Source organism: Rhodopseudomonas parapalustris (assembly GCF_053772255.1).
Genome location: NZ_JAMKBZ010000010.1, coordinates 121,678 through 144,014 on the forward strand (window position 1 = coordinate 121,678; position 22,337 = coordinate 144,014).

22 protein-coding genes are annotated in these 22,337 nt (G+C 65.3%); 16 read left to right on the forward strand and 6 right to left on the reverse strand.

Annotated elements, in window-relative coordinates; translation table 11 throughout:
* Position 1 precedes the first annotated feature (1 nt).
* From M9H71_RS11425 to M9H71_RS11435, 3 genes are read right to left on the reverse strand one after another with little or no spacing between them, the layout of a single operon-like run.
* The gene (locus tag M9H71_RS11425; RefSeq protein WP_455405139.1) at positions 2-1,156 is read right to left on the reverse strand and encodes a helix-turn-helix transcriptional regulator; all 1,155 of its coding nucleotides are present in this window, start codon (positions 1,154-1,156) and stop codon (positions 2-4) included.
* Entirely contained in the window at positions 1,140-1,946 is an 807-nt protein-coding gene (locus tag M9H71_RS11430) for an SDR family oxidoreductase (RefSeq protein ID WP_455405140.1), read from the reverse strand. Before M9H71_RS11430 ends, M9H71_RS11425 begins: the two co-directional genes overlap by 17 nt.
* Positions 1,947-2,006: 60 nt before the next feature.
* Positions 2,007-3,065, reverse strand: coding sequence for a polysaccharide deacetylase family protein (locus M9H71_RS11435; protein WP_455405141.1), 1,059 nt, complete (start codon positions 3,063-3,065; stop codon positions 2,007-2,009).
* Between the two features lie 156 nt (positions 3,066-3,221).
* Here M9H71_RS11435 and M9H71_RS11440 point away from each other — a divergent pair, with 156 nt between their 5' ends.
* The 10 genes from M9H71_RS11440 (at position 3,222) to phoB (ending at position 13,135) form a co-directional block, all read left to right on the forward strand.
* Positions 3,222-4,616 (forward strand): OmpA family protein, encoded by a 1,395-nt coding sequence (locus M9H71_RS11440; RefSeq protein ID WP_455405142.1) that lies wholly within the window; start codon positions 3,222-3,224, stop codon positions 4,614-4,616.
* 3 nt (positions 4,617-4,619) lie between these two features.
* Positions 4,620-4,916 (forward strand): hypothetical protein, encoded by a 297-nt coding sequence (locus tag M9H71_RS11445; protein ID WP_455405143.1) that lies wholly within the window; start codon positions 4,620-4,622, stop codon positions 4,914-4,916.
* A gap of 249 nt (positions 4,917-5,165) precedes the next feature.
* Positions 5,166-6,200: a UPF0104 family protein gene (locus M9H71_RS11450; protein ID WP_455405144.1), complete on the forward strand. Its 1,035-nt coding sequence runs from the start codon at positions 5,166-5,168 to the stop codon at positions 6,198-6,200.
* Between the two features lie 3 nt (positions 6,201-6,203).
* A complete protein-coding gene (locus M9H71_RS11455; protein WP_455405145.1) occupies positions 6,204-7,550 on the forward strand; it encodes an ATP-binding protein in 1,347 nt (448 codons plus the stop codon).
* 149 nt (positions 7,551-7,699) lie between these two features.
* Positions 7,700-8,710 carry a phosphate ABC transporter substrate-binding protein PstS gene (gene pstS / locus M9H71_RS11460; RefSeq protein WP_455405146.1) on the forward strand — a complete coding sequence of 337 codons (1,011 nt, stop codon included), beginning with the start codon at positions 7,700-7,702 and terminating at the stop codon, positions 8,708-8,710.
* Positions 8,711-8,923: 213 nt separating this feature from the next.
* A complete protein-coding gene (gene pstC / locus M9H71_RS11465) occupies positions 8,924-9,925 on the forward strand; it encodes a phosphate ABC transporter permease subunit PstC (protein WP_455405147.1) in 1,002 nt (333 codons plus the stop codon).
* Between the two features lies 1 nt (position 9,926).
* Entirely contained in the window at positions 9,927-10,790 is an 864-nt protein-coding gene (gene pstA / locus M9H71_RS11470) for a phosphate ABC transporter permease PstA (RefSeq protein ID WP_455405148.1), read from the forward strand.
* Positions 10,787-11,608, forward strand: coding sequence for a phosphate ABC transporter ATP-binding protein PstB (gene pstB, locus M9H71_RS11475; protein ID WP_455405149.1), 822 nt, complete (start codon positions 10,787-10,789; stop codon positions 11,606-11,608). The genes pstA and pstB overlap by 4 nt, the downstream gene beginning before the upstream one ends.
* A 23-nt stretch (positions 11,609-11,631) precedes the next feature.
* Positions 11,632-12,348 carry a phosphate signaling complex protein PhoU gene (gene phoU / locus M9H71_RS11480; RefSeq protein ID WP_455405150.1) on the forward strand — a complete coding sequence of 239 codons (717 nt, stop codon included), beginning with the start codon at positions 11,632-11,634 and terminating at the stop codon, positions 12,346-12,348.
* Between the two features lie 73 nt (positions 12,349-12,421).
* The gene (gene phoB / locus M9H71_RS11485) at positions 12,422-13,135 is read left to right on the forward strand and encodes a phosphate regulon transcriptional regulator PhoB (protein WP_011160307.1); all 714 of its coding nucleotides are present in this window, start codon (positions 12,422-12,424) and stop codon (positions 13,133-13,135) included.
* A 344-nt stretch (positions 13,136-13,479) separates the two neighbouring features.
* Here the strand turns inward: phoB and M9H71_RS11490 are convergent, their stop codons facing one another.
* Positions 13,480-13,989 carry a GcrA family cell cycle regulator gene (locus M9H71_RS11490; RefSeq protein ID WP_164605690.1) on the reverse strand — a complete coding sequence of 170 codons (510 nt, stop codon included), beginning with the start codon at positions 13,987-13,989 and terminating at the stop codon, positions 13,480-13,482.
* A 477-nt stretch (positions 13,990-14,466) separates the two neighbouring features.
* Here M9H71_RS11490 and M9H71_RS11495 point away from each other — a divergent pair, with 477 nt between their 5' ends.
* The 3 genes from M9H71_RS11495 (at position 14,467) to M9H71_RS11505 (ending at position 17,863) form a co-directional block, all read left to right on the forward strand.
* On the forward strand, positions 14,467-15,678 hold the full coding sequence (locus tag M9H71_RS11495; RefSeq protein WP_455405151.1) for an acetylornithine transaminase: 1,212 nt from the start codon (positions 14,467-14,469) through the stop codon (positions 15,676-15,678).
* A complete protein-coding gene (argF, locus tag M9H71_RS11500; protein ID WP_455405152.1) occupies positions 15,678-16,607 on the forward strand; it encodes an ornithine carbamoyltransferase in 930 nt (309 codons plus the stop codon). Before M9H71_RS11495 ends, argF begins: the two co-directional genes overlap by 1 nt.
* 254 nt (positions 16,608-16,861) lie before the next feature.
* Positions 16,862-17,863 carry an Hsp33 family molecular chaperone gene (locus M9H71_RS11505; protein WP_455405153.1) on the forward strand — a complete coding sequence of 334 codons (1,002 nt, stop codon included), beginning with the start codon at positions 16,862-16,864 and terminating at the stop codon, positions 17,861-17,863.
* Positions 17,864-17,963: 100 nt separating this feature from the next.
* Here the strand turns inward: M9H71_RS11505 and apaG are convergent, their stop codons facing one another.
* Positions 17,964-18,356, reverse strand: coding sequence for a Co2+/Mg2+ efflux protein ApaG (gene apaG / locus M9H71_RS11510; protein ID WP_455405154.1), 393 nt, complete (start codon positions 18,354-18,356; stop codon positions 17,964-17,966).
* A gap of 250 nt (positions 18,357-18,606) precedes the next feature.
* Between apaG and M9H71_RS11515 the strand changes: the two genes are divergently transcribed.
* From M9H71_RS11515 to M9H71_RS11525, 3 genes are read left to right on the forward strand one after another with little or no spacing between them, the layout of a single operon-like run.
* On the forward strand, positions 18,607-19,872 hold the full coding sequence (locus M9H71_RS11515) for an OpgC domain-containing protein (RefSeq protein WP_455405155.1): 1,266 nt from the start codon (positions 18,607-18,609) through the stop codon (positions 19,870-19,872).
* A complete protein-coding gene (locus M9H71_RS11520) occupies positions 19,869-20,648 on the forward strand; it encodes an SGNH/GDSL hydrolase family protein (protein ID WP_455405156.1) in 780 nt (259 codons plus the stop codon). Before M9H71_RS11515 ends, M9H71_RS11520 begins: the two co-directional genes overlap by 4 nt.
* On the forward strand, positions 20,648-21,607 hold the full coding sequence (locus M9H71_RS11525) for an SGNH/GDSL hydrolase family protein (RefSeq protein WP_455405157.1): 960 nt from the start codon (positions 20,648-20,650) through the stop codon (positions 21,605-21,607). Before M9H71_RS11520 ends, M9H71_RS11525 begins: the two co-directional genes overlap by 1 nt.
* 69 nt (positions 21,608-21,676) lie before the next feature.
* Here the strand turns inward: M9H71_RS11525 and M9H71_RS11530 are convergent, their stop codons facing one another.
* The gene (locus M9H71_RS11530) at positions 21,677-22,318 is read right to left on the reverse strand and encodes a L,D-transpeptidase (protein WP_455405158.1); all 642 of its coding nucleotides are present in this window, start codon (positions 22,316-22,318) and stop codon (positions 21,677-21,679) included.
* Between the last annotated feature and the right edge of the window lie 19 nt (positions 22,319-22,337).

A 22,337-nucleotide genomic window follows, 5' to 3' on the forward strand; every position in this document is an offset into this window, starting at 1 on the left:
CCTACGGCGCCGGCCGGTGAAGGCCGAACGCTCCTGAATCCCGGCTCAGCACCGGCGAGACCATCTCGACGAGCTTGCGTGCGGCTGCCTCGACCGTCAGTCCGGCGGTATCGAGGACGCCGGCCGCGCGAGCATACAGCGGTTCGCGACTCTGCAGAATGGTGCGCAGTTCCTGCATCGCGGCGCGGTCGTCGGCCATCGGGCGCATATCGCCCTGGCCGCGCACCCGGGTCATGTGCTCCTCCGGCTGTGCCTTCAACCAGATGGTGTAAAACGAGGTCAGGATCTGATCGAAGGTGATCGGCTCGGAAACGATGCCGCCGCCGGTCGCCAGCACCACCGGCTCGTTGCGGGCCAGCAACTGCCTCAATGCTGCCTGCTCCATCCGGCGGAAACCTTCCTGGCCGTACAGGGCGATGATCTCGGATACCGACAGTCCGTTCTGGCGTTCAATCTCGCGGTTCAACTCGACGAAACTCCAGCCGATGCTGTCGGCCAGCATCTTGCCGAGGGTGGATTTACCGGCGCCGCGCAGGCCGATCAGCGCGATGCCGTGGAAGGTCGCCTCGCGCTGCATGTTGGCGCCGAGCCTGCCGAGTCCGGACAGCACGTCCTTGGCATGGGCGATCTGCACCGGGGTGGCGCGTCGCACCAGGTCGCGGATCACCGGCCAGTTGGCCGACGTTTCGTCGGACGGCAGCAGATCTTCCAGCGGGGTCGCCAGCGCTTCGGAAATCCGCCGGAGCAGTACGATCGAGACGTTGCCCTTGCCGCTTTCCAATTGAGCGATATAGCGCTCGGAGATGCCGGAGACCTTCGCCAGCACCTTGCGCGACAGGCCGCGCCGGCCACGCATGGTGCGAACGTGCTGGCCGAGGTCGAGCAGAAAGCCCGCATCGGTGTCGTTTGGCTCGACCATGACCGTCCGTTCGCACCTGTTTGGAGAATGATAGTGCCGGCCACGAGCGCCAGCAAACGAACGGATGCCGTTCGGTGCATTATAATTCAAGGTAAATTTCGGCAGGTGGGGCGCAACACCGCAGGCGGAGGCCCGCGCTTCCGAACGTGGCTGGGCGGTGAGGCGACCTTTGGGAAGGCGCGTCCCCCACCGCTTCGGCGGGAGACGCAAAGCGAGGCGGCTATGCCCAGCCGTCACCCTTGATGCCCGGATTGGCGAAGGCGACGCCGCCGTCAACGGTCACGGTCGATCCGACCACATAGTCGCCGGCCCGCGAGGCGAGGAATACCGCCGTGCCCGCCATGTCCTCATCGGTGCCGATCCGGCCGGCGGGCACCCGCTTGGCGACCGCATCGGCCTCGTCGCGCGCCGCCTTGTTCATGTCGGAGGCGAACGGTCCCGGCGCGATTGCTGTGACCACGATGTGATCCTTGATCAGCCGCACCGCCATCCGCCTGGTGAGATGGATCAGCCCGGCCTTCGAGGCCGCGTAAGGGTAGGTCTCCAACGGGTTGACGAAGATGCCGTCGATCGAGGCGATGTTGATCACCTTGCCGGGCTGTTCGGCGCTCGCGGCGGCGCGAAGCTGCGGCGCCAGCGCCTTGGTCAGGAAGAACGGCGTCTTGACGTTGAGGGTCATCACCTTGTCCCAGCCGCTCTCCGGGAATTCGTCGAAGTCGGCCGCCCAGGCGGCGCCGGCGTTGTTGACCAGGATATCGAGCGAGCTCTCGCGGCGCTTGATCTCGGCGGCCAGCATTTCGATGCCGGCCATGGTCGAGATGTCGATCGGCAGTGCCACGCACTCGCCGGGATACATCTCGGTGAGTTCGTCCGCGGCGGCCTGACAGGCGGCGGCTTTGCGCGCGGTGATGTAAACCCGCGATGCGCCGTAGGCGAGAAAGCCTGCCGCAATCATCTTGCCGATGCCGCGAGAGCCGCCGGTTACCAATGCGACGCGGCCTTGCAGCGAAAACAAATCTTTGAACATGACGCCTCCCTCGGATCTTTGGCCGCTTGTTTGCGGCGGCGAGGAGAGTGAGTCAAGAAATCACGCCGCAGCGACGCGGCGGAAGCCGTTCCACACCGCGGTGGCGGCACCGGATGTCAGCACCGGTAACAGCCGGTCGTCCTGATAATGGCCGTTGAGCGAAATTCGAGGCAGCGCCGTGAGGTGATCGGCGTATTCGGCGAACATCATACCCGGACGCGTGGTCACCGCGGTCTTGTAGCCGACCGCCTGGGCGAGCGCGAACTCGCGCGGCCCCGCTGAGGCTTTGTCGCCATACGGATAGGCGAGGTGGTCGACCGCCCGCTGCAGTTCGTCCTGGATGCGGGCGCGGCTGCCGGTGAGTTCGTGGGCGGCGACCAATTCGCTCTGTCGGCGCAGCATGCAATGGGTGATGCCGTGAGCGCCGATCGTCACCAGCGGGTGCGCGGCGAAGCGGCGCAGTTCGTCCCAAGACAGGCAGAGCTCGCGAGCCGCAGCGGTTTCGTCGACTCCGTAGCGCAGGCACAGCCCGGTCATGGTGGCATCGAGATCGCCGCCGTTCGGCAGGCCGCGCAACAGATGGTGGATGCGCTCGAAGGCCGCCTGCTTGGCGTCGGGCGTCGGAATGTCGAAACGCAGGTCATGGCCGCCGATCGCGATTTCCAGCCGGCTCTGGGCTGCGATCACCCGTTCCAGCGTCACCCACCATAGTCGCCCGTTGCTTTCGGCGAAGTCGCTGGTGACGAAGACGGTGAATGGGGCGCCGAACTCCTCGAAGACAGGAAGCGCGAAATCGCGGTTGTCGCGATAGCCGTCGTCGAGCGTGATGCAGGCGAAGCGCCGGCCGAAGTCGCGCGCCCGAAATCGGCGATGCAGCTCGTCCATCGGGACGAGATCGATCCCGAGCTGCCGCAAATGCCTCAGAGTGGCGCGCAGGAAGTCCGGGGTGACCTCGAGGTGGCGATTTGGCTGAAACGAATCGTCGCGGCCGGGCCGGACGTTGTGCAGCATGAAGATGGTGCCGATTCCGGAACAGAGCGGACGCAATACCCGGTGCGCGCCCGTGTAATAGAGGGCTTCGAGCCCGGCGCGGATCATATTGTGGCGAAAATGTTTCATCGAAGCGAAGGCTACATCATTTCGGGGGGATGCTAGGAGTCCACGGTTGAAGAAACGGTTATGCGAAGCGCAACTTTGGTTGCTGTTTTCAGGAATTGCGTTTGACAGCCCTCCAACGGTTTGATTTCTCTCTGCTTCTGATCCACGGGAAGCGGAATGCGCGGACTCTACAGCTCCAGCGGTAAATGGTGGCCCGGCGCCATTCCGCTGGTTATTCTCTGGGCCGTCGCCGCTTGGACGACGATGCCTGCCGTGGAAGCCGAACTCAGCGCCCGCTCCGCGGCTGCGCTCAAAGACACCATCCTCGACAAGACCAAGATCACCGCTGCCGGACGTGACATCACGTTGACGGCAGAGGCGTTCTCCGAAGAGGGGCGTCGGGCCGCGGTATCCGCCGTCGAGGCTGTGCCGGGGCTTCGTCTGGTTAATGATCGCACCAAGCTGGTCCCGGAGGCGTCACCTTACGTGTGGTCGATCGAACGCGATGTCGTCCGGGTGACGCTGAGCGGCAGCGCCCCGTTGCCGGCCAGCAGGACGCGCCTGTTCGACGGCGCCAAGGCCGCGTTCGCGGGCGTCGAGGTGGTCGACCGCATGGCGCTGGCACGCGGCGCCCCGCAGCGGTTCGATGCGGCGGCGATGCTGTTGATCGACCAGATGGCCAAGCTCAAACAGGGCAAGATCACCCTCACCGGGACCAAGGTCGCGCTGAAGGGGATGGCGAAGGATCTCGGCGGCCGCGAAGCGATCGCCGCGGCGCTCCGGAATCTGCCCGACGGCTATTCGGTCGGCGACAACGAGATCGAGGCACCGCCTTACGTGTTCCGCGCCTATAAGGATCCGGTTTCAGGTCAGGTGACGCTCGAGGGCTACGTTCCGGACAATGCCGTCCACGCAGCGCTCGCGGGCGCCACAGGCCGCAAATTCTTCGGCGACAAGGTCGTCGATCACCTCAAGGCCAGCGTCGGAGCGCCGAAAGGGTTCGTCGATGCCGCTCTGCCCGCTCTCGGCGCGCTGTCGCGGCTGTCGACCGGCACCCTGGTTTTGTCGGACCGCGAAGTGCACCTGTCGGGTGACGCATTCTACGACGTCGCGGCGAACCAGATCCGGGGCGGCCTCAACAAGGAACTGCCGCAAGGCTGGACGGTGAAGATCGATCTGTCGGTCAAGCCGCAGGCGGCGCCGGTGGACGCCACGGTGTGCCAGCAATTGTTCAACGGCCTGCTGGCCAAAGGAACGGTGCAGTTCGACTCCGCCAGCGCCACCATCGACAAGGACTCGGCCAGCCTGCTCGACAGGCTGATCGAGACCGCGATGCGCTGCCCCAACGCCAAAATCGAAGTCGCCGGACACACCGACAGCGACGGTGACGACGCATTCAACCAGACGCTTTCGGAACGGCGCGCCCGTGCGGTCGTCGATTACATGGTTCGCGCCGGCCTGCCGCCCGAGCGGTTCGAGGCGTTCGGCTATGGCAGCAAGATTCCGGTCGCCGAGAACGACACTGAGGCGGGCAAGGCGAAGAACCGCCGGATCGATTTCGTGGTCAGGTGACGCATGGTGGCTTTGTCGGACTTCTTCTGGGGCTGGCTGGTGGGATCGCTGCTGCTCGGCTTCGCGATCGGGTGGATCTCGGTGGTCCACCGCGGACCCAGCCTGTCCAAGAACGCCGGGCTGGGCGTCGGCGGGATCGCGGCGGTGCTGGTCGGGCTGTCGCTCGCCAGGCTGGTTCCCGGTCGGGCCGGCTATTGGCTCGACCTTTTCCTCGCCATGGTCGCCGCCTATCTGATCGGGTGTGCGATCGGCTCGTGGCTCCGTTACTGGGTGGTCGCGCGGCAATCGCCGCAGCCCTGACGGTCGTGGCGGCCGCGATCGACCGGCCGCTGCGACGATAGGTCCCGCGTTGCAACGAAATCCCAATAACAGCGAAGGTGCAGTCGGTCGGTTGAAGCGGATTTGAAGCGTCGCCGGCGGTCTTCCGGTGTTGACCGAATTCCACTCGGCCTGAAAACACGCTACCAACGATGCGCGGTCGGCCGAACCACGGCGCCTGGGCCGTGACACCAGGGGTAGAAGCGCGGGCGAAGGGGATTCGAGGTCTCGATGCGGATCGCAATACGCAGAACGATCGCAGTTCTGCGCGAGAAGCAAATCCTGCACAAACTCGGTGTTGCGGTCAGCATCGCGGTCATCGCGGCCGCTTGCTACGTTCTGTACCATATTCTGCGCGGCATCGACCTCGATCGCGTGCTCGATGCGATGGGGCAGACCGATCCGAGTTCGATCGCGCTCGCCGCGATGTTCGTCGCTGCCGGCTATTTCACCCTGACCTTCTACGATCTGTTCGCCGTTCATGCGATCGGCCGCGGCGACGTGCCGTACCGGGTCAACGCGCTCGCCGCCTTCACCAGCTATTCGATCGGCCACAATGTCGGCGCCAGCGCGCTGACCGGGGGCGCGGTGCGCTACCGGATCTATTCGGCCTGGGGGCTGGATGCGATCGACGTCGCCAAAGTGTGTTTTCTCGCCGGCCTGACGTTCTGGCTCGGTAACGCCGCGGTGCTCGGTCTCGGCGTGGCCTATCATCCGGAGGCGGCGTCCGCGGTCGATCAATTGCCGCCGTCGGTCAACCGCGTGCTCGCGCTGCTGATCCTCGCAGGCCTGATGATTTACGTCGCCTGGGTGTCGTTCAAGCCGCGTTGCGTCGGGCGCGGCAGTTGGACGGTGACGCTGCCGGGCGGCAAGCTGACCCTGCTGCAGATCGCAATCGGTATCGTCGATCTCGGGTTCTGCGCGCTGGCGATGTATGTGCTCACGCCCGACGAGCCCAATGTCGGCTTCGTGGTGGTGGCGGTGATCTTCGTGTCGGCGACGCTGCTCGGTTTCGCCAGCCACTCGCCCGGTGGGCTCGGCGTGTTCGACGCCGCGATGCTGGTCGGGCTGTGGCAGATGGACAAGGAAGAGCTGCTCGCCGGCATGCTGCTGTTCCGCCTGCTGTACTACATCGTGCCGTTCGTGATATCGGTGATCGTGCTTGCGGTCCGGGAAATCGTGCTCGGTGCGCGGCCGAAGCGGGTTCGCCCGCTGGCCGAAGCACTGAAGCCGAAACCGGTGCGCGGAGATCCCTCACCAGGTTGAGCCATGACCACCGCACCCGCGCCCGACGAGCAAGCCCGCCCGGTCCGCGATCTCGTGCTCGCTCCCCCGCCATCATCGACATCGCTGCTGACGCATTGGTCCGATAGGCTCCGTCACGCCGCGATCATCCTGATCGCCGCGGCGCTCGCACTCACCGCCTTGGTGCTGTTCGCCGAGCTGTCGATCGGTCCGGCGCTCGCCGCATTCGCCACCCTGGTTGCCGCCGCGCTGGTGCCATGGCGGCTGCACGACGGTTCCAGCGCGCTCGACGATACGCTCGGCGTCAGCCCGGTGGAAATGCCGGTGGTGCGTGCCATTGTCGGCGGGATGCCCGATCCGGCCGTGCTGCTCGATCGCGCGGGCCGCGTCATTCATCTCAATGCTGCCGCAGCGCAGCTCGCTCCGGCCCTGCGGGTGCGCGAGCTGGCGCAGTTCGCGCTGCGCAGTCCGGAGATCGTCACTGCGCTGCGCGAGGCGATCGCCACCTCCGAGCCGCGCCGCGTCACCTATCTGGATCACGGCTCGATCGAACGCTGGCTGGAACTGATGATTGCGCCGGTGCAGGTGCCGACCGCGTTCGGCGGCACCGATCAATGCATGCTGATGACGTTCCACGATCTGACGCCGCTGCGCCGTGTCGAAGAGATGCGCGCCGATTTCGTCGCCAATGCCAGCCACGAACTGCGCACGCCGCTCGCCGCCCTGTCGGGCTTCATCGACACGCTGCAGGGACAGGCCCGTGACGATCCGAAAGCGCGCGAACGCTTCCTCGGGATCATGCACGCCCAGGCGACCCGGATGGCGCGGCTGATCGACGATCTGCTGTCGCTGTCGCGGGTCGAGCTCAGCGCGCACGTCCGTCCCGACGCGCTGATCGATCTGAGGCCGCTGATCAAACAGGTCACCGACGGGCTCGAGCCGCTGGCCAAGGAACGCCAGGTGGTGATCGAGCTCGATCTGCCCGAGGACGCCGCCACGATCGCCGGCGATCGCGAAGAGCTGTTGCGGCTGTTCGAAAACCTGATCGAAAACGCGCTGAAATACGGCGCCTCCGGCGGGCGCGTGGTCGTCACGGTGATGGCTGCGGTTTCGGGCGAAGGGGGGCCCGAATATCGTGCCGTCGTCCGCGACTTCGGACCCGGCATCGCCCCCGAGCATCTGCCCCGGCTGACCGAGCGGTTCTACCGGGTCGATATCGGCGACAGCCGGTCCCAGGGCGGTACGGGGTTAGGATTATCGCTGGTGAAACATATTGTTAACCGTCACCGGGGGCGGCTGCTGATCGAAAGCGTCCTGAAAAAGGGCGCGACTTTCACCGTTTGCATCCCTCAGGGAAAGCCCCAGGTCTGAGGCCAAAAGTCACCTGAAATCAGCGACTTAGGTCAGTCACATGACTGTCATCAAACCCTCATAAAAGGTCAACCGACCGCCCGTAGACGGGGCGGGGTAAGCGCAGTCGGGCGCGCTGAGCGCTTCGCTTACAGATGGAGACCTTCCCCATGAATTTCATCAAGGCAATCGTCGCAGCCGGTCTGGTTGCGGCGTCGACCTCGGCCTTCGCGGCTGACATTACCGGCGCTGGCGCCACCTTCCCGTACCCGGTCTACTCGAAGTGGGCGGACGCTTATAAGAAGGAAACCGGCAACGGTCTGAACTATCAGTCGATTGGTTCGGGCGCCGGCATCAAGCAGATCGTCGCCAAGACCGTGACCTTCGGCGCCAGCGACAAGCCGCTGAAGCCGGAAGAGCTCGAGAAGGACGGCCTGGTGCAGTGGCCGATGGTGATGGGCGCGATCGTGCCGGTGGTGAATCTGGATGGCGTCAAGCCGGGCGAGCTGGTGTTCGACGGTCCGACCCTCGCCAAGATCTATCTCGGCGAAATCAAGAAGTGGGACGACGCCGCGATCAAGAAGCTGAACCCGAAGGTCAACCTGCCGAGCGAAGCGATCACCGTGGTTCGCCGTTCGGACGGTTCGGGCACCACTTTCAACTTCACCGACTACCTGTCCAAGGTCAGCCCGGAGTGGAAGAGCAAGGTCGGTGAAGGCACCGCGGTCGAGTGGCCGGTCGGCGTCGGCGCCAAGGGCAACGAAGGCGTTGCCGGCAACGTCGGTCAGACCAAGAACTCGATCGGCTATGTCGAATACGCCTATGCCAAGCAGAACAAGCTGACCTACACGGCGATGGTGAACAGCGTCGGCAAGACCGTGCAGCCGACGATGGCCGCCTTCCAGGCCGCCGCTTCGAACGCCGAATGGTCGAAGGCTCCGGGCTACTACCTGATCCTCACCAACCAGCCCGGTGACGCGTCGTGGCCGATCACTGCCGCGACCTTCATCCTGATGCACAAGGAGCCGGTCGACAAGGCTGCCTCCGCCGAAGCCATCAAGTTCTTCAAGTGGGCGTTCACCAACGGCGACAAGGCTGCCGAAGCGCTCGACTACATCCCGATGCCGGAACCGGTCGTCAAGCTGATCGAGAAGACCTGGGCTGCGGACATCAAGAGCTGATAGGCTGAATGTCGAAGCTGCGATCCGGCTCCGTCCGGGTCGCAGCACGACGTTCACGCGAGCGACGGAATCCGAGGGACGGATTTCTCGGACTCCGGTTTTGCACCGCAGTCGGTGCAGGCGCGACGATCGATCGCGCATCCGGTTTCAATTCAGAAATCTCCAGCCGCGAAGCGCGGTTTCGGCCCTGCAGAAGGCATAGGGAGAGTTAGCGTGGCGGATATGGCGGTTGAGACGACCGGATTGCAAGCGGCTGCCGGACCTTACGATCGGGCCAAGGCGCTCAGCGCCTTCAAGCTCGGCGACAAGGCCTTCTACTGGACGACGCGCTCCTGCGCGATTTCGGTGTTGCTGATCCTCGGCGGCATCATCGTCTCCCTGATCGTCGGTGCCTGGCCCGCGATCCGTGAATTCGGCTTCTCGTTCCTCACCACCGCGCGTTGGGCGCCGGCCAACGATCCGCCGGTCCTCGGTGCACTCGGCCCAATCTACGGCACGCTGGTGACCTCGCTGATCGCGATGGTGATCGCGATCCCGGTCGGTCTCGGAATCGCGATCTTCCTGACCGAGCTGTGCCCGATGTGGCTGCGCCGCCCGATCGGCCTCGCCATCGAGTTGCTCGCAGGTATCCCGTCGATCATCTACGGCATGTGGGGCTTCTTCGTGCTCGGGCCGTTCCTGGCCTATCACTTCCAGCCGTTCATGATCGCGATCTTCGCCGATATCCCGGTGTTGAACGACATCTTCGCCGGCCCGCCGTCCTATCTCAGCCTGTTCAACGCCGCGCTGATCCTCGCCATCATGGTGCTGCCGTTCATTACCGCTATCTCGGTCGACGTGTTCAAGACCGTGCCGCCGGTGCTGAAGGAAGCAGCCTACGGCGTCGGCTGCACGACCTGGGAAGTGGTGCGCAGCGTGGTGATCCCCTACACGCGGGTCGGCGTGATCGGCGGCGTGATGCTGGCGCTCGGCCGTGCGCTCGGCGAGACCATGGCGGTCACCTTCATCATCGGCAACTCGTTCCGGATCACCGGGTCGATCTTCTCGCCCGGTACCACGATCTCGGCGGCGATCGCCTCCGAATTCGCCGAGAGCGACGGCCTGCATCAATCGGGCCTGATCCTGCTCGGCCTGTTGCTGTTCATTCTGACCTTCCTGGTGCTGGCGGCCGCCCGGCTGCTGCTGCTGCGGCTCGAACTGAAGGCGGGCAAGTAACATGACGCCGATCCACCTCGACAATCCGATCTACAAGCGGCGTCATCGCAACGACGTGGTGATCAAGGTGCTGTGCTCGGCTGCCGCACTGTTCGGCGTCACCTGGCTCGCGCTGATCCTGTTCACGCTGTTCTGGAACGGCCTCGCAGGCCTCAATCTCGAAGTGCTCACCCAGAACACGCCGCCGCCGGGCTCGACCACCGGCGGTCTGCTCAACGCCATCGTCGGCTCGGTTCTGATGACCATTCTTGGCGTCGGAATCGGCGCGCCGCTCGGGCTGTTCGCCGGCACGTATCTGGCCGAATACGGTAAGCACGACAAGCTGACCTCGGTGATCCGCTTCATCAACGACATCCTGCTCAGCGCGCCGTCGATCATCATCGGCCTGTTCATCTACGGCGCGGTGGTGGTGACGATGGGCCGGTTCTCGGCGCTCGCCGGTGCGCTGGCTTTGGCGGTGATCGTGATCCCTGTGGTGGTGCGCACCACCGAGGACATGCTGCTGCTGGTGCCGAGCTCACTGCGCGAAGCCGCCTCCGCGCTCGGTCTGCCGCGCTCGCTGGTGATCCGCCGGATCGCCTATCGGGCGGCGCGCGCCGGTCTGATCACCGGCATCCTGCTGGCGACGGCCCGCGTCGCCGGCGAGACCGCGCCGCTGCTGTTCACCGCGCTCAGCAACCAGTTCTTCAGCTTGGATCTGACCAAGACGATGGCCAACCTGCCGGTTACCATCAACAACTTCGTCCAGAGCCCCTACGCTTACTGGAAGCAGCTCGCCTGGACCGGCGCGCTGCTGATCACCCTCACCGTGCTTGCCCTGAACATTGGCGCGCGCATCATCGGCGCCGAGAGGACCACGAAATGACCGAGATCTCGATCGCCACCAGCGTTCCGTCCGCGATGCCGCTGATCGGCGCCCAGCCGGACGGCCCGGCCAAGGTGACCGTGCGTGACCTCAATTTCTACTACGGCCAGAACCACGCGCTGAAGCACATCAATCTCGCGCTCGCCGCCAACCGGGTCACCGCTTTCATCGGCCCCTCGGGCTGCGGCAAGTCGACTCTGCTGCGCATCTTCAACCGGATGTACGACCTGTATCCGGGACAGCGCGCCGAGGGGCAGGTGCTGCTCGACACCACCAACATTCTCGACCCCAAGCTCGACCTCAACCTGCTCCGCGCCCGGGTCGGCATGGTGTTCCAGAAGCCGACGCCGTTCCCGATGACGATCTACGAGAACATCGCGTTCGGCGTCCGCCTGTACGAGAAGATCTCCAAATCGGAAATGGACGGGCGGGTCGAAAAGGCGCTGCGCGGCGCCGCGCTGTGGAACGAGGTCAAGGACAAGCTCAACGCCTCCGGTCTCAGCCTGTCCGGCGGTCAGCAGCAGCGGCTGTGTATCGCGCGTACCATCGCGGTGCGGCCGGAAGTGATCCTGTTCGACGAGCCGTGCTCGGCGCTCGATCCGATCTCCACCGCCAAGATCGAAGAGCTGATCGACGAGCTGAAGGAGCAGTACACCATCGCGATCGTCACCCACAACATGCAGCAGGCGGCGCGCGTGTCTGAATCGACCGCCTTCATGTATCTGGGCGAGCTGATCGAGTTCGGCCCGACCAACAAGATCTTCACCTCGCCGAGCGATCGGCGCACCCAGGACTACATCACCGGCCGGTTCGGCTGACGCCGCGGGCGAGGAGCACGGATATGGGATTCGAACACACCACCAAGGCGTTCGACGGCGATCTGCAGGAACTCACCCGGCAGGTCGCGGAGATGGGCGGCCTGGCCGAGCGCCAGATCGTCGACTCCGTCGACGCGCTGATCCGGCGCGATGTCGCGCTGGCCTCGCGCGTGGTCGCGGCCGATGCCGAGATTGATCAGATGCAGCGCAATATCGAAGAGCGCGCGGTGCTCACCATCGCCCGACGTCAGCCGATGGCGGTCGACCTGCGCGACATCGTCGGCGCGATGCGGGTCGCCACCGATCTGGAGCGGATCGGCGATCTGTCGAAGAACATCGCCAAGCGTGTCAACGCGATCGACAGCGACTTCCATCCGCTGAAGCTGATCCGCGGCCTCGAGCACATGACCGATCTGGTGCAGTCGCAGGTCAAGGCGGTGCTGGATGCCTACACGGCGCACGACTTGCCGGCCGCGATGGTGGTGTGGAACGGCGACGAGGAAGTCGACGCGATCTGCACGTCGCTGTTCCGGGAACTGCTCACCTACATGATGGAAGACCCGCGGAACATCTCGTTCTGCATCCACCTGATGTTCTGCGCCAAGAACATCGAGCGGATCGGAGATCATGCGACCAACATCGCCGAGACGGTGTTCTACATGATCGAGGGTCAGCAGATCATGGACAAGCGTCCGAAGGGCGATATGACCACCTTCGCGAACGCGACCCCCGGTAACTGACGCAGATCTGGCCGCCGGCCCGCCGGGCCGGCCGCCAGGGGCGTATCGAGACGACACTGAGACGAGGACGACGATGGCTGCGCGCATTCTGGTAGTCGAAGACGAGGAAGCGCTGACGACGCTGCTGCGATACAATCTGGAATCTGAAGGTTACGAGGTCGAAACGGTGGCGCGCGGTGACGACGCCGACACCCGGATGAAGGAACGGATTCCCGACCTGGTAGTCCTGGACTGGATGCTGCCGGGCCTGTCCGGCATCGAACTGTGCCGCCGGCTGCGGGCACGGCCGGAAACCAAGCAACTGCCGATCATCATGCTGACGGCGCGTGGCGAGGAGAGTGAGCGGGTCCGCGGTCTCGCGACCGGCGCCGACGATTACATCGTCAAGCCGTTCTCGGTGCCGGAACTGCTGGCACGGGTGAAGGGCCTGCTGCGCCGCGCAGCGCCCGAGCGGCTTGCTACCGTGCTGGCTTACGGCGACCTCGAACTCGACCGCGACAAGCGTCGGGTGGCGCGTTCAGGCCGGCCGATAGATCTCGGCCCGACCGAATATCGCCTGCTCGAGTTCTTCTTGGAGCATCCGGGCCGGGTGTTCAGCCGCGAGCAGCTGCTCGACGGCGTCTGGGGCCGTGACATCTACATCGACGAGCGCACGGTCGACGTCCACATCGGGCGCCTGCGCAAGCTGCTCAATATCGGCCGCGAGCAGGATCCGATCCGCACCGTCCGCGGCGCCGGCTACGCTCTCGACGACCGCTTCGCCAAGGTGGAAGGCAGCCCATCGTAGTTGTTAGCAGGTTTGCGATGTTGGTGGGCCAAGCGAAGCGTGCCCACCAAAAGGCTCTTTTCAAATCACGATGACCGCGAGCGTGATGTTGTAATCCGTGGGCACGGCGCGACTTTGCCGACCCTACCGCTTTTGCAATCGTTCGGCCGCGGCCTTAGCCCAACATAGCAGCGTCATCCTCCGCGCAAGCGGAGGATTCAGGATTACAGTAAGTGGGCGGGAAGTAACGGACGCTCTGGCATACTGGGCCGCCCGCTTTTGCGGGCGATGACAGTTTGGCAGGGCCGCGCAGCCCTGCGCTGCGCGAGCGCGGTTTGCCGCGGCCTTGGGCTGGCGGCGTCAGTCTAGCGGGTGGTCTTCGGCGCAGCGCGGCGGCGGTCGCCGACCGGCTGATAGGCGATGCGCGAGTGATGCGCGCAGTACGGCAGGCCCGGCAGAGACTTGCCGCCGCAGAAGAAGAATTCCGGGCTCGACGGATCGCCGACCGGCCAGTGGCAGGTGGCTTCGTTGAGTTCGAGCAGCGACAGCCGCTGGTTCATCGGCACCACGTTGTCGAACGTGACCGGATCCGGCTCCGCTTCGACTTCGAAGGCGTGTGCCAAGGCGGTGTTGCCACGGGCCACCGGACGGTTCACCCTCATCATCTGCTGCACCGGACGCGCCTTGCGCGGCCGCGGAGCTGCCGAGGTCGGGCTCTTGGCCCGGCCCGACAGGCCGAGGCGGTGGACCTTGCCGATCACGGCGTTGCGGGTGACGTTACCCAGCTCAGCGGCAATTTGACTCGCCGACAGCCCGCCCTCCCACAATTTCTTCAACTGCTCGACGCGCTCGTCGGTCCAGGTCAATGCCGTCATAGTTCTATCCCTTCCTGCCGCGGGCGCCGAAGGGCGGCGCGGAACCGCGGCTGTGAGGTCGTCAAAATCTCTGCTGTCAGAATCCCTTAGCGCTCGCCGGACGACCCTTGCCGCCCCGGCGTTACGCCTCATCCGAGAACTCGAAATGGATTACAAACCGCGCACGAGATGTCGTACCCGACAGGCAAAAGGCTACAATATGCCGTGACTCGGGCGCAAGAGTCCGACCCGGTGCGTCCACACCTTCTCCTGTGAGTGAGTCCGCGAAGCCACAACAAACTGCAGAAGTAGTGCTTTTCTGGCAGCACTTCGTCGAAGCTCCGTGTTGACAGTGAGTTCGACGCTTCTAAAATAATGCCACGTGCCGCCTGGAAAGGCGGCACGTTTCGTTTCCGGGGTACGTTGTCCCTGACTGCGTTCGTGTCATGCGCGTGACGCGTCCGGCCGGCGGCCCGCTTTTTTCCGATCGGATCGGCTATGTCTCAGAGCGTTGCAACGTCCCATCTCCTCCCGGTTTTCGCCAGAGCGGATGTCGCGTTCGAGCGCGGCGAGGGCGTATGGCTGCACGGGACCGACGGTGAGCGCTATCTGGATTTCACCAGTGGCGTCGCCGTCAACGCGCTCGGCCATTGCCATCCGCATCTGGTCGAAGCCTTGCAGCAGCAGGCGACCAAACTGTGGCACGTCTCCAACCTGTTCAAGAGCCCTGAGGGCGAACGGCTGGCGGAGCGGCTGTGCGAGCAGAGCTTCGCCGACATGGTGTTCTTCTGCAATTCGGGCGCCGAAGCGGTCGAGTGCGCGTTGAAGATGGCGCGGCACTATCACTTCTCGAAGGGCGCGCCCGAGCGCACCCGGGTGATTACTTTCGAAGGCGCGTTCCACGGCCGCACGCTCGGCACGCTCGCCGCCACCGGCTCGGCAAAGTACCTGGAAGGCTACGGCAAGCCGCTCGAAGGTTTCGACCAGCTTCCGCTCGGCGACATCGACGCGGTGAAGGCGGCGATCGGTCCGGAGACCGCGGCGATCCTGATCGAGCCGCTGCAGGGCGAGGGCGGCGTGCGTTCGCCTGAGCTGGCGTTCTTCCGGGCCTTGCGCGAGCTGTGCGACGCGCACGGCCTGCTGCTGGTTTTCGACGAAGTGCAGACCGGCATGGGCCGCACCGGCGAGCTGTTCGCCTATAAGCGGCTCGGCGTCGCGCCTGACATCATGGCGCTGGCCAAGGCACTCGGCGGCGGCTTTCCGATCGGCGCGTGTCTGTCGACCGCCGAAGCCGCGAAGGGCATGGCGCCGGGTGCGCACGGCTCGACCTTCGGCGGCAATCCGCTGGCGGTCGCGGTCGCCAATGCGGTGCTCGATGTGATGCTGCAGCCGGGATTCTTCGACCACGTTAAGAAGATGTCGCTGCTGCTGAAGCAGAAGCTCGCCGGCGTCGTCGATCGGCATCCTCGGGTCGTCAGCGAGATCCGCGGCGAAGGATTGCTGCTCGGCCTGAAGGCGGTGGTGCCGTCGCCGGAACTGATCGCGGCGCTGCGGGCCGAGAAGCTGCTCACCGTCGGTGCCGGCGACAACGTCGTGCGCCTGCTGCCGCCGCTGATCGTCAGCGAAGCCGAGCTCGACGAGGCGATCGGCCGTTTGGAGCGCGCCTGCGTCACGCTTGCCGGACAGGCGGCGCAGAAGGAGGCGGTGTGATGAGCAACAACATGCCGCGGCACTTCCTCGATCTCACCGAACTGCCGACCTCGGAACTGCGCAACATGCTCGCCGCCGCCGTCGCCATGAAGGCGAAGCGCAAGGCGAACGCCGATGCCGACAAGCCGCTCGCCGGCAAGACGCTGGCGATGATCTTCGACAAGCCGTCGACCCGCACCCGCGTGTCGTTCGACGTCGGCATGCGCCAGCTCGGCGGCGAGTCGATCATGTTGACCGGCACCGAAATGCAGCTCGGCCGCGGCGAGACCATCGCCGACACCGCACGGGTGCTGTCGCGCTTCGTCGACATCATCATGATCCGCATCCTCAATCACGAGGCGCTGTTGGAGCTCGCCGCCAACGCCACCGTGCCGGTGATCAACGGCCTGACCCGCAAGTCGCATCCGTGCCAGGTGATGGCCGACGTGATGACGTTCGAGGAGCATCGCGGCCCGATCAAGGGACGCACCATCGCCTGGACCGGCGACGACAATAACGTGCTGGCGTCGTTCGCTCACGCCGCACAGCGCTTCGACTTCAAGCTCAAGATCGCCACCCCGCCGCAACTCGCGCCCAGCAAGGCACTGCGCGACTGGGTCAAGCAGAGCGGCGCGGCGATCAGCATCGGGACCGATCCCGAAGAGGCGGTGCGCGGCGCCGACTGCGTCGTCACCGACACCTGGGTGTCGATGGGCGACAAGGACGGCGAGCACCGCCACAATTTGCTCAAGCCTTATCAGGTCAACGCCAAGCTGATGTCGCTCGCCCACAAGGACGCGATCTTCATGCACTGCCTGCCGGCGCATCGCGGCGAGGAGGTCACCGACGAAGTGATCGACGGCCCGCAGTCTGTGGTGTTCGACGAAGCCGAAAATCGCCTGCACGCGCAGAAGGGCATCCTGGCTTGGTGCCTCGGCGCGGTGGCGTAGTTACTTCTTCCCATGTGAGCGAAGCGGCCGTCGTGCCCCTCCCCCTTGCGGGGAGGGTCGGCCGAGCGAAGCGGAGGCCGGGGTGGGGGTGCTCCGAGCACTGAGCGTGTGGCTACCCCCACCCGACCGGCCTTACGGCCGGCCACCCTCCCCGCAAGGGGGAGGGAGACTAAAGCCTGCCCCTTGGCATCGCTGCCATTCGCCTCCCAGTCCGGCCCTTTCGATCTCGGCCTCTCACCCCCAGATAAGCGCCCATGACCTCACAAGCCCCCGATCCGACCTCCCCCGAGATGCCCCCCGAGCGCGCGCCGTCGGCAGTACCGATCGACGACAGCGTGCTGCCGTTCGAAGTCGGTCCGCTCGATCTGCGCGGCCGGCTGACCAAGCTCGGCCCGGCGCTCGACGAGCTGCTCGCCAAGCACGCGTACCCTGCCCCGGTGGCCAAGCTGCTCGGCGAGGCGATCGTGCTGACGACGCTGCTCGGCTCGTCGCTGAAGTTCGACGGCCGCTTCATCCTGCAGACCCAGACCGACGGCCCGGTGTCGTTCCTGATCGTCGACTTCCAGGCGCCCGACCGGCTGCGCGCGTATGCGCGCTACGACGAGGCCCGGCTGGAGCCCGGGCTGTCGTCCGGCGCGCTGCTCGGCAGCGGCCATCTGGCGATGACCATCGATCAGGGGCCGGACATGCGGCGCTACCAGGGCCTGGTGGCTCTGGACGGCGGTGGGCTGGAAGAAGCCGCGCATGAATACTTCCTGCGTTCGGAACAGATTCCGACGCGCGTCCGGCTCGCGGTCGGTGAGGAATGGCGCGGCGGCGAGGGCGGGCGGCACCATTGGCGCGCCGGCGGCATGCTGCTGCAGTTTCTCCCCAAGAGCCCCGAGCGCGCCCGTCAGGCCGATCTGCATCCGGGCGATGCGCCGGAAGGCACCGTCACCCACACGGTCGAGGAAGACGATGCGTGGGTCGAAGGCCAGTCGCTGATCGCCACCGTCGAAGACGTCGAACTGATCGACCCGGATCTGTCCGGCGAACGATTGCTGTTCCGGCTGTTTCACGAGCGCGGCGTCCGCGTGTTCTCGTCGCTGCCAATGCGCGCCGAGTGCTCCTGCTCGCGCGAGGCCGTCGCCGGCATGCTGTCCCGCTTCGCCCCCCAGGACCGCGCCGACATGGTCAAGGACGGCAAGGTTGTGGTGACCTGCGAGTTCTGCAGCTCGGTGTACGAATTCACGCCGGAAGAGGCGGGGGTGGAGTAGGTCGTAGCCGTAGGATGCGTTGAGCCGAAGGCGAAACGCATCGCTTCGTAAGCCCTCGTGCTGGGTCTCGCTACGCTCGACCCAAGCCACGAACTGCCGCTTAGTTCAGCGTCCGTTTCCCCTCCGGGCTATCCAGCGAGAACGCCGGGACGTCGATCTCGAAGGTCTCGCCTGCCTCGGTTTCCATCTGGTAGCGGCCGGCCATGAAGCCGGAGGCGGTGGGGAGGGGGACGCCGCTGGTGTATTCGAAGCGCTCGCCGGGCGCGAGCACCGGCTGTTCGCCGACCACGCCTTCGCCGCGGACTTCCTGGGTCCGGCCGGAGGCGTCGGTGATCACCCAATGCCGGGTGCGGAGTTGGACGGTCTCCTCCCCCGAATTTGTGATCACCACGGTGTAGGACCAGAAATACTGCCGGTTCTCCGCCGAGGAGCGCTCGGGCAGATAATTCGGTTCAACGGTCACTTCGATCCGGCGGGTGACGGCACGGTACATGGCTCGATTTCCAGCTCTTGGCCCAAATATAACGAAAATCAGCGTTGAAACCAGTCGTTCAGAACGAGTTTCAGGTTGTCGCGCCGGCCTCTCCGCGGTTTCAACATAGTTCGGCGCTAGCCAACCTCGGCTTCGGACCAGCACCTTTGCAGGCTGCGTCAGAGTGCCGGCCGTGCCGCCAGCCGCTTCGCCGGTGGCGCGCCGGCTGCTATAGCAACGACAAGCGTGCAGTGCGCCATCGCGGAGCCACATGACTCCTCCCGTCACCACCATTGCCGAACCGGTCACCGGCGCGCCGCCCGCAGGTGCGCCGCCGACCGAGCCGGCTGAGCCGTCACCGCTGCCGGCGGCCCCGCCGCCGAGCAAGCCGGTGCCGAAGCGGGAATTGCGGCTCGATCTGTTCCGCGGTCTGGCACTGTGGCTGATCTTCATCGATCATTTGCCGGCCAATGTGCTGACCTGGTTCACGCTGCGGAATTACGGCTTCTCCGACGCCACCGAGATCTTCATCTTCATCTCCGGCTACACTGCGGCGTTCGTCTACGGCAAGGCGATGACCGATCTCGGCTTCGTGGTGGCCGCCGCGCGCATCCTGAAGCGGGTCTGGCAGATCTACGTCGCGCATGTGTTCCTGTTTACGATCTTCCTGGCCGAGATCTCCTACGTCGCCACCAGTTTCCAGAACCCGCTGTATTCCGAGGAAATGGGCATCCTCGACTTCCTCAAGCAGCCCGACGTCACCATCGTGCAGGCGTTGCTGCTACGGTTCCGGCCGGTCAATATGGACGTGCTGCCGCTGTATATCGTGCTGATGTTCTTCCTGCCGCCGATCCTGTGGCTGATGCGGCGCTGGCCGGATATCACGCTCGGGCTGGCGACGCTGCTGTATGCCGCGACCTGGCAGTTTGACCTGCACCTCACCGCCTATCCGAGTGGCGCCTGGGTCTTCAATCCCTATGCCTGGCAACTGCTGTTCGTGTTCGGCGCCTGGTGCGCGATGGGCGGGGCGAAGCGGCTGTCGCGGGTCCTGGCGTCGAAGGTGACGCTGTGGCTGGCCGCGGCCTATCTGGTGGCTGCGTTCTACGTCACCCTGACCTGGTACACGCCGCAATTGTTCCACACCCTGCCGAAATGGCTCGAGCAGTGGATGTACCCGATCGACAAGCCCAATCTCGACGTGCTGCGGTTCGCGCACTTTCTGGCGCTGGCGGCGCTGACGGTGCGGTTCATCCCGCGCGATTGGCCGGCGTTGAGCTCGCTGTGGTTGCGGCCGCTGGTCCTGTGCGGCCAGCATTCGCTGGAGATCTTCTGCATCGGCATCTTTCTCGCTTTCGCGGGCTATTTCATCCTGGCGGAGGTCTCGGGCGGCGCTCTGCTGCATTTCGTCGTCAGCGTGTCAGGGATTTGCATCATGTCTGCCGCCGCATGGCTGTTCTCGTGGTACAAGAATGTGGCAAGCAAGGCCGGGTCGCGGGCACCGCCGGACGCCGACCTTGCGGGAGGCGATGCAGCATGAAGGCCGTGGCGAAGGCCGGCTTGGGATGGATGGCGGCCGCGGCATTGCTGACGGTGGTCGGGCTGTCGTCTCCGGCTGCCGCCGGGCCGGACGCTCCCTCCTGCGTGCCGCCGGCCTATCTGCTGGCGACCGAGGCCAAGCTGAAGGGTGTCGCCGCAGCCCTGAAGACCACCCGCAAGCTCGACATCCTGGTGGTCGGCAGCCGCTCCTCGACCATCCAATCGGCCGAGAACAGCTCCTATCCCGGCCGGCTGCAGGCGCTGCTGCGAGAGCGTTTCCCGGGGGTGACCGTCAATGTCACGATGGAAATGCGGCCGAAGCGGACCGCCGCCGACATTGCCAGTGGGCTCGGGGCGCTGGTTGCCGAACGCAAGCCGGTGCTGGTGATCTGGCAGACCGGGACCTTCGACGCGATCCGCTCGATCGATCCGGACGAGTTCCGCACCGCCCTCGGCCAGGGCATCGACGCGGTGAAGCAGGCCGGCGCTGACATCATCTTGATGAATTTGCAGTATAGTCCCCGCACCGAGACCATGATCAATCCGGCGCCCTATCTCGACGCGATGCGAGTGGTGGCGCAGGAGCACGATGTTCCGCTGTTCGACCGTTTTGCCCTGATGCGCCACTGGAACGAGACCGGCGAGTTCGATCTGTTCAGCCCCGCGCCGGGGATCGATCTGGCGTTGCGCGTCCACAATTGCCTGGCGCGCGCGCTGATGGCGCTCGTGATCGAGGCCGCGCAGACCGATCCGGCGGAGGTAAGGATCCAGCGTTGATGAGAGTTCGTTTCCGGTCCGCCGCCGCCGCCGCAGCGCTGCTGTCGATGATGCTGATCCTGCAGCCGGCCTCGCCATCCCTGGCGCAGGATCCGGCAGTTGCCGCCGACCCCATGCCCGAGCCGGGGCAAGGCGAGATCGACGTCGCGGCGCTCGAGCGCCACAAGGGGATCGCCGGCAAGACGCTCGACAAGATCAAGGACGTCGCCAGGCAGGCAGGCGACATTCTGGCCCGGGTGCCGTGCCTGCCGCCCAAGGGTGGCGCCAAGTCGATCGGCGCATTGCCGCACGTCGCCCACAAGCTGGCCGATGGCCGGCCGGTGGTGATCGTCGCGTTCGGCTCGTCGTCGACGCAGGGCTACGGTTCGAGCTCGCCGGCCTTCAACTATCCGAACCGGCTCGCCGCGCAGCTCCGCCGTCACTATCCGGGTTCGACCATCACCGTGATCAACAGCGGCGTCGGCGGCGAGGACGCCCGCGACATGATGAAACGGCTCAAGACCACCGTGCTCGACGCCAAGCCGGATCTGGTGATCTGGCAGGTCGGCACCAATGCGATTCTGCACGACCTCGCGGCCGACAAGACCGCGAGCCTGGTAGAAGAAGGGATCTCGGTGATCCAGGCCTCGCAAGCCGATGTCGTGCTGGTCGATCCGCAATACGCGCCCCGGGTCAACGAACGCGGCGAGAACGCCAGCAAGACCGTGAAGCTGCTCGGCCGGTTGGCCGAGCTGCGCCGCGTCGGTATCTTTCCGCGGTTTGAGGTGATGAAGGAATGGCACGAGCAGCATGCGATGCCGTTCGACAAGTTCGTCATCGCCGACGGCTTGCACATGAACGATTGGGGCTACGCCTGCTTTGCGCAACTGCTCGGCGACGGCATCATCCGCTCGGTCGGTCAAATCAAGCTCGGCACCACCGCCGCGCCCGGTGAGGTCACGGCATATCGGCCGATGTGAACGCGCGCGTCTTTTGGCTGCGACGCGCGTTCTTCATGCGAGCTGGTTTTCTCGTCTCCGGGAAACGCACTATCGCACGACCACCTTGGCGCCCTTCGGCACCCGGCCATACAGATCGATGACGTCCTGGTTCAGCATTCGGATGCAGCCGGACGACACCGCGTGACCGATCGTCCAAGGCTCGGTGGTGCCGTGGATCCGGAACAGCGTGTCCTTGCCATTTTTGTAGAGATACAGCGCCCGCGGTCCGAGCGGATTGCTTTCGCCTCCGTCCATGCCCTTGGCCCACTTGCCATAGCGCTCCGGCTCGCGTGCGATCATGTTCGGGGTTGGCGTCCAATGCGGCCATTCGGCCTTGCGGCCGACCTCGGCAGTGCCGGTGAATTCGAGCCCGGCTTTGCCGACGCCGACACCGTAGCGCAGCGCCTTGCCGCCCTCCGTCACCAGATAGAGGAAGCGCTTCCGTGGATCGACCACCACGGTGCCCGGTGGTTCGGTGGTCCTGTAGTCGACCAGTTGCCGCACGTAAGCGGGATCGAGATCCTCGGCCGCAACGCCGGCGATCGGATGCCTTTCGGTGTCGATCGCGGCGTAGCGAGCCGCGACCGTGGTACTCACGGCGGCGGTCGGCGAGGGAATTTGCGAGTTTGTCACGCAGCCGCCGAGCGCGACGGCGGTGATGGCCAGAACCAGTGCAGAGCGAAACAGCATTTGTTGCGATCAGCCTCGC

Excerpts from the sequence above, each read along its gene's own strand:
- M9H71_RS11430 (WP_455405140.1), bottom strand. The coding sequence starts at position 1,946 with ATGTTCAAAGATTTGTTTTCGCTGCAAGGCCGCGTCGCATTGGTAACC.
- M9H71_RS11435 (WP_455405141.1), bottom strand. The coding sequence starts at position 3,065 with ATGAAACATTTTCGCCACAATATGATCCGCGCCGGGCTCGAAGCCCTC.
- M9H71_RS11440 (WP_455405142.1), top strand. The coding sequence starts at position 3,222 with ATGCGCGGACTCTACAGCTCCAGCGGTAAATGGTGGCCCGGCGCCATT.
- M9H71_RS11445 (WP_455405143.1), top strand. The coding sequence starts at position 4,620 with ATGGTGGCTTTGTCGGACTTCTTCTGGGGCTGGCTGGTGGGATCGCTG.
- M9H71_RS11450 (WP_455405144.1), top strand. The coding sequence starts at position 5,166 with ATGCGGATCGCAATACGCAGAACGATCGCAGTTCTGCGCGAGAAGCAA.
- M9H71_RS11455 (WP_455405145.1), top strand. The coding sequence starts at position 6,204 with ATGACCACCGCACCCGCGCCCGACGAGCAAGCCCGCCCGGTCCGCGAT.
- pstS (WP_455405146.1), top strand. The coding sequence starts at position 7,700 with ATGAATTTCATCAAGGCAATCGTCGCAGCCGGTCTGGTTGCGGCGTCG.
- pstA (WP_455405148.1), top strand. The coding sequence starts at position 9,927 with ATGACGCCGATCCACCTCGACAATCCGATCTACAAGCGGCGTCATCGC.
- pstB (WP_455405149.1), top strand. The coding sequence starts at position 10,787 with ATGACCGAGATCTCGATCGCCACCAGCGTTCCGTCCGCGATGCCGCTG.
- phoU (WP_455405150.1), top strand. The coding sequence starts at position 11,632 with ATGGGATTCGAACACACCACCAAGGCGTTCGACGGCGATCTGCAGGAA.
- phoB (WP_011160307.1), top strand. The coding sequence starts at position 12,422 with ATGGCTGCGCGCATTCTGGTAGTCGAAGACGAGGAAGCGCTGACGACG.
- M9H71_RS11490 (WP_164605690.1), bottom strand. The coding sequence starts at position 13,989 with ATGACGGCATTGACCTGGACCGACGAGCGCGTCGAGCAGTTGAAGAAA.
- M9H71_RS11495 (WP_455405151.1), top strand. The coding sequence starts at position 14,467 with ATGTCTCAGAGCGTTGCAACGTCCCATCTCCTCCCGGTTTTCGCCAGA.
- argF (WP_455405152.1), top strand. The coding sequence starts at position 15,678 with ATGAGCAACAACATGCCGCGGCACTTCCTCGATCTCACCGAACTGCCG.
- M9H71_RS11505 (WP_455405153.1), top strand. The coding sequence starts at position 16,862 with ATGACCTCACAAGCCCCCGATCCGACCTCCCCCGAGATGCCCCCCGAG.
- apaG (WP_455405154.1), bottom strand. The coding sequence starts at position 18,356 with ATGTACCGTGCCGTCACCCGCCGGATCGAAGTGACCGTTGAACCGAAT.
- M9H71_RS11515 (WP_455405155.1), top strand. The coding sequence starts at position 18,607 with ATGACTCCTCCCGTCACCACCATTGCCGAACCGGTCACCGGCGCGCCG.
- M9H71_RS11520 (WP_455405156.1), top strand. The coding sequence starts at position 19,869 with ATGAAGGCCGTGGCGAAGGCCGGCTTGGGATGGATGGCGGCCGCGGCA.
- M9H71_RS11525 (WP_455405157.1), top strand. The coding sequence starts at position 20,648 with ATGAGAGTTCGTTTCCGGTCCGCCGCCGCCGCCGCAGCGCTGCTGTCG.
- M9H71_RS11530 (WP_455405158.1), bottom strand. The coding sequence starts at position 22,318 with ATGCTGTTTCGCTCTGCACTGGTTCTGGCCATCACCGCCGTCGCGCTC.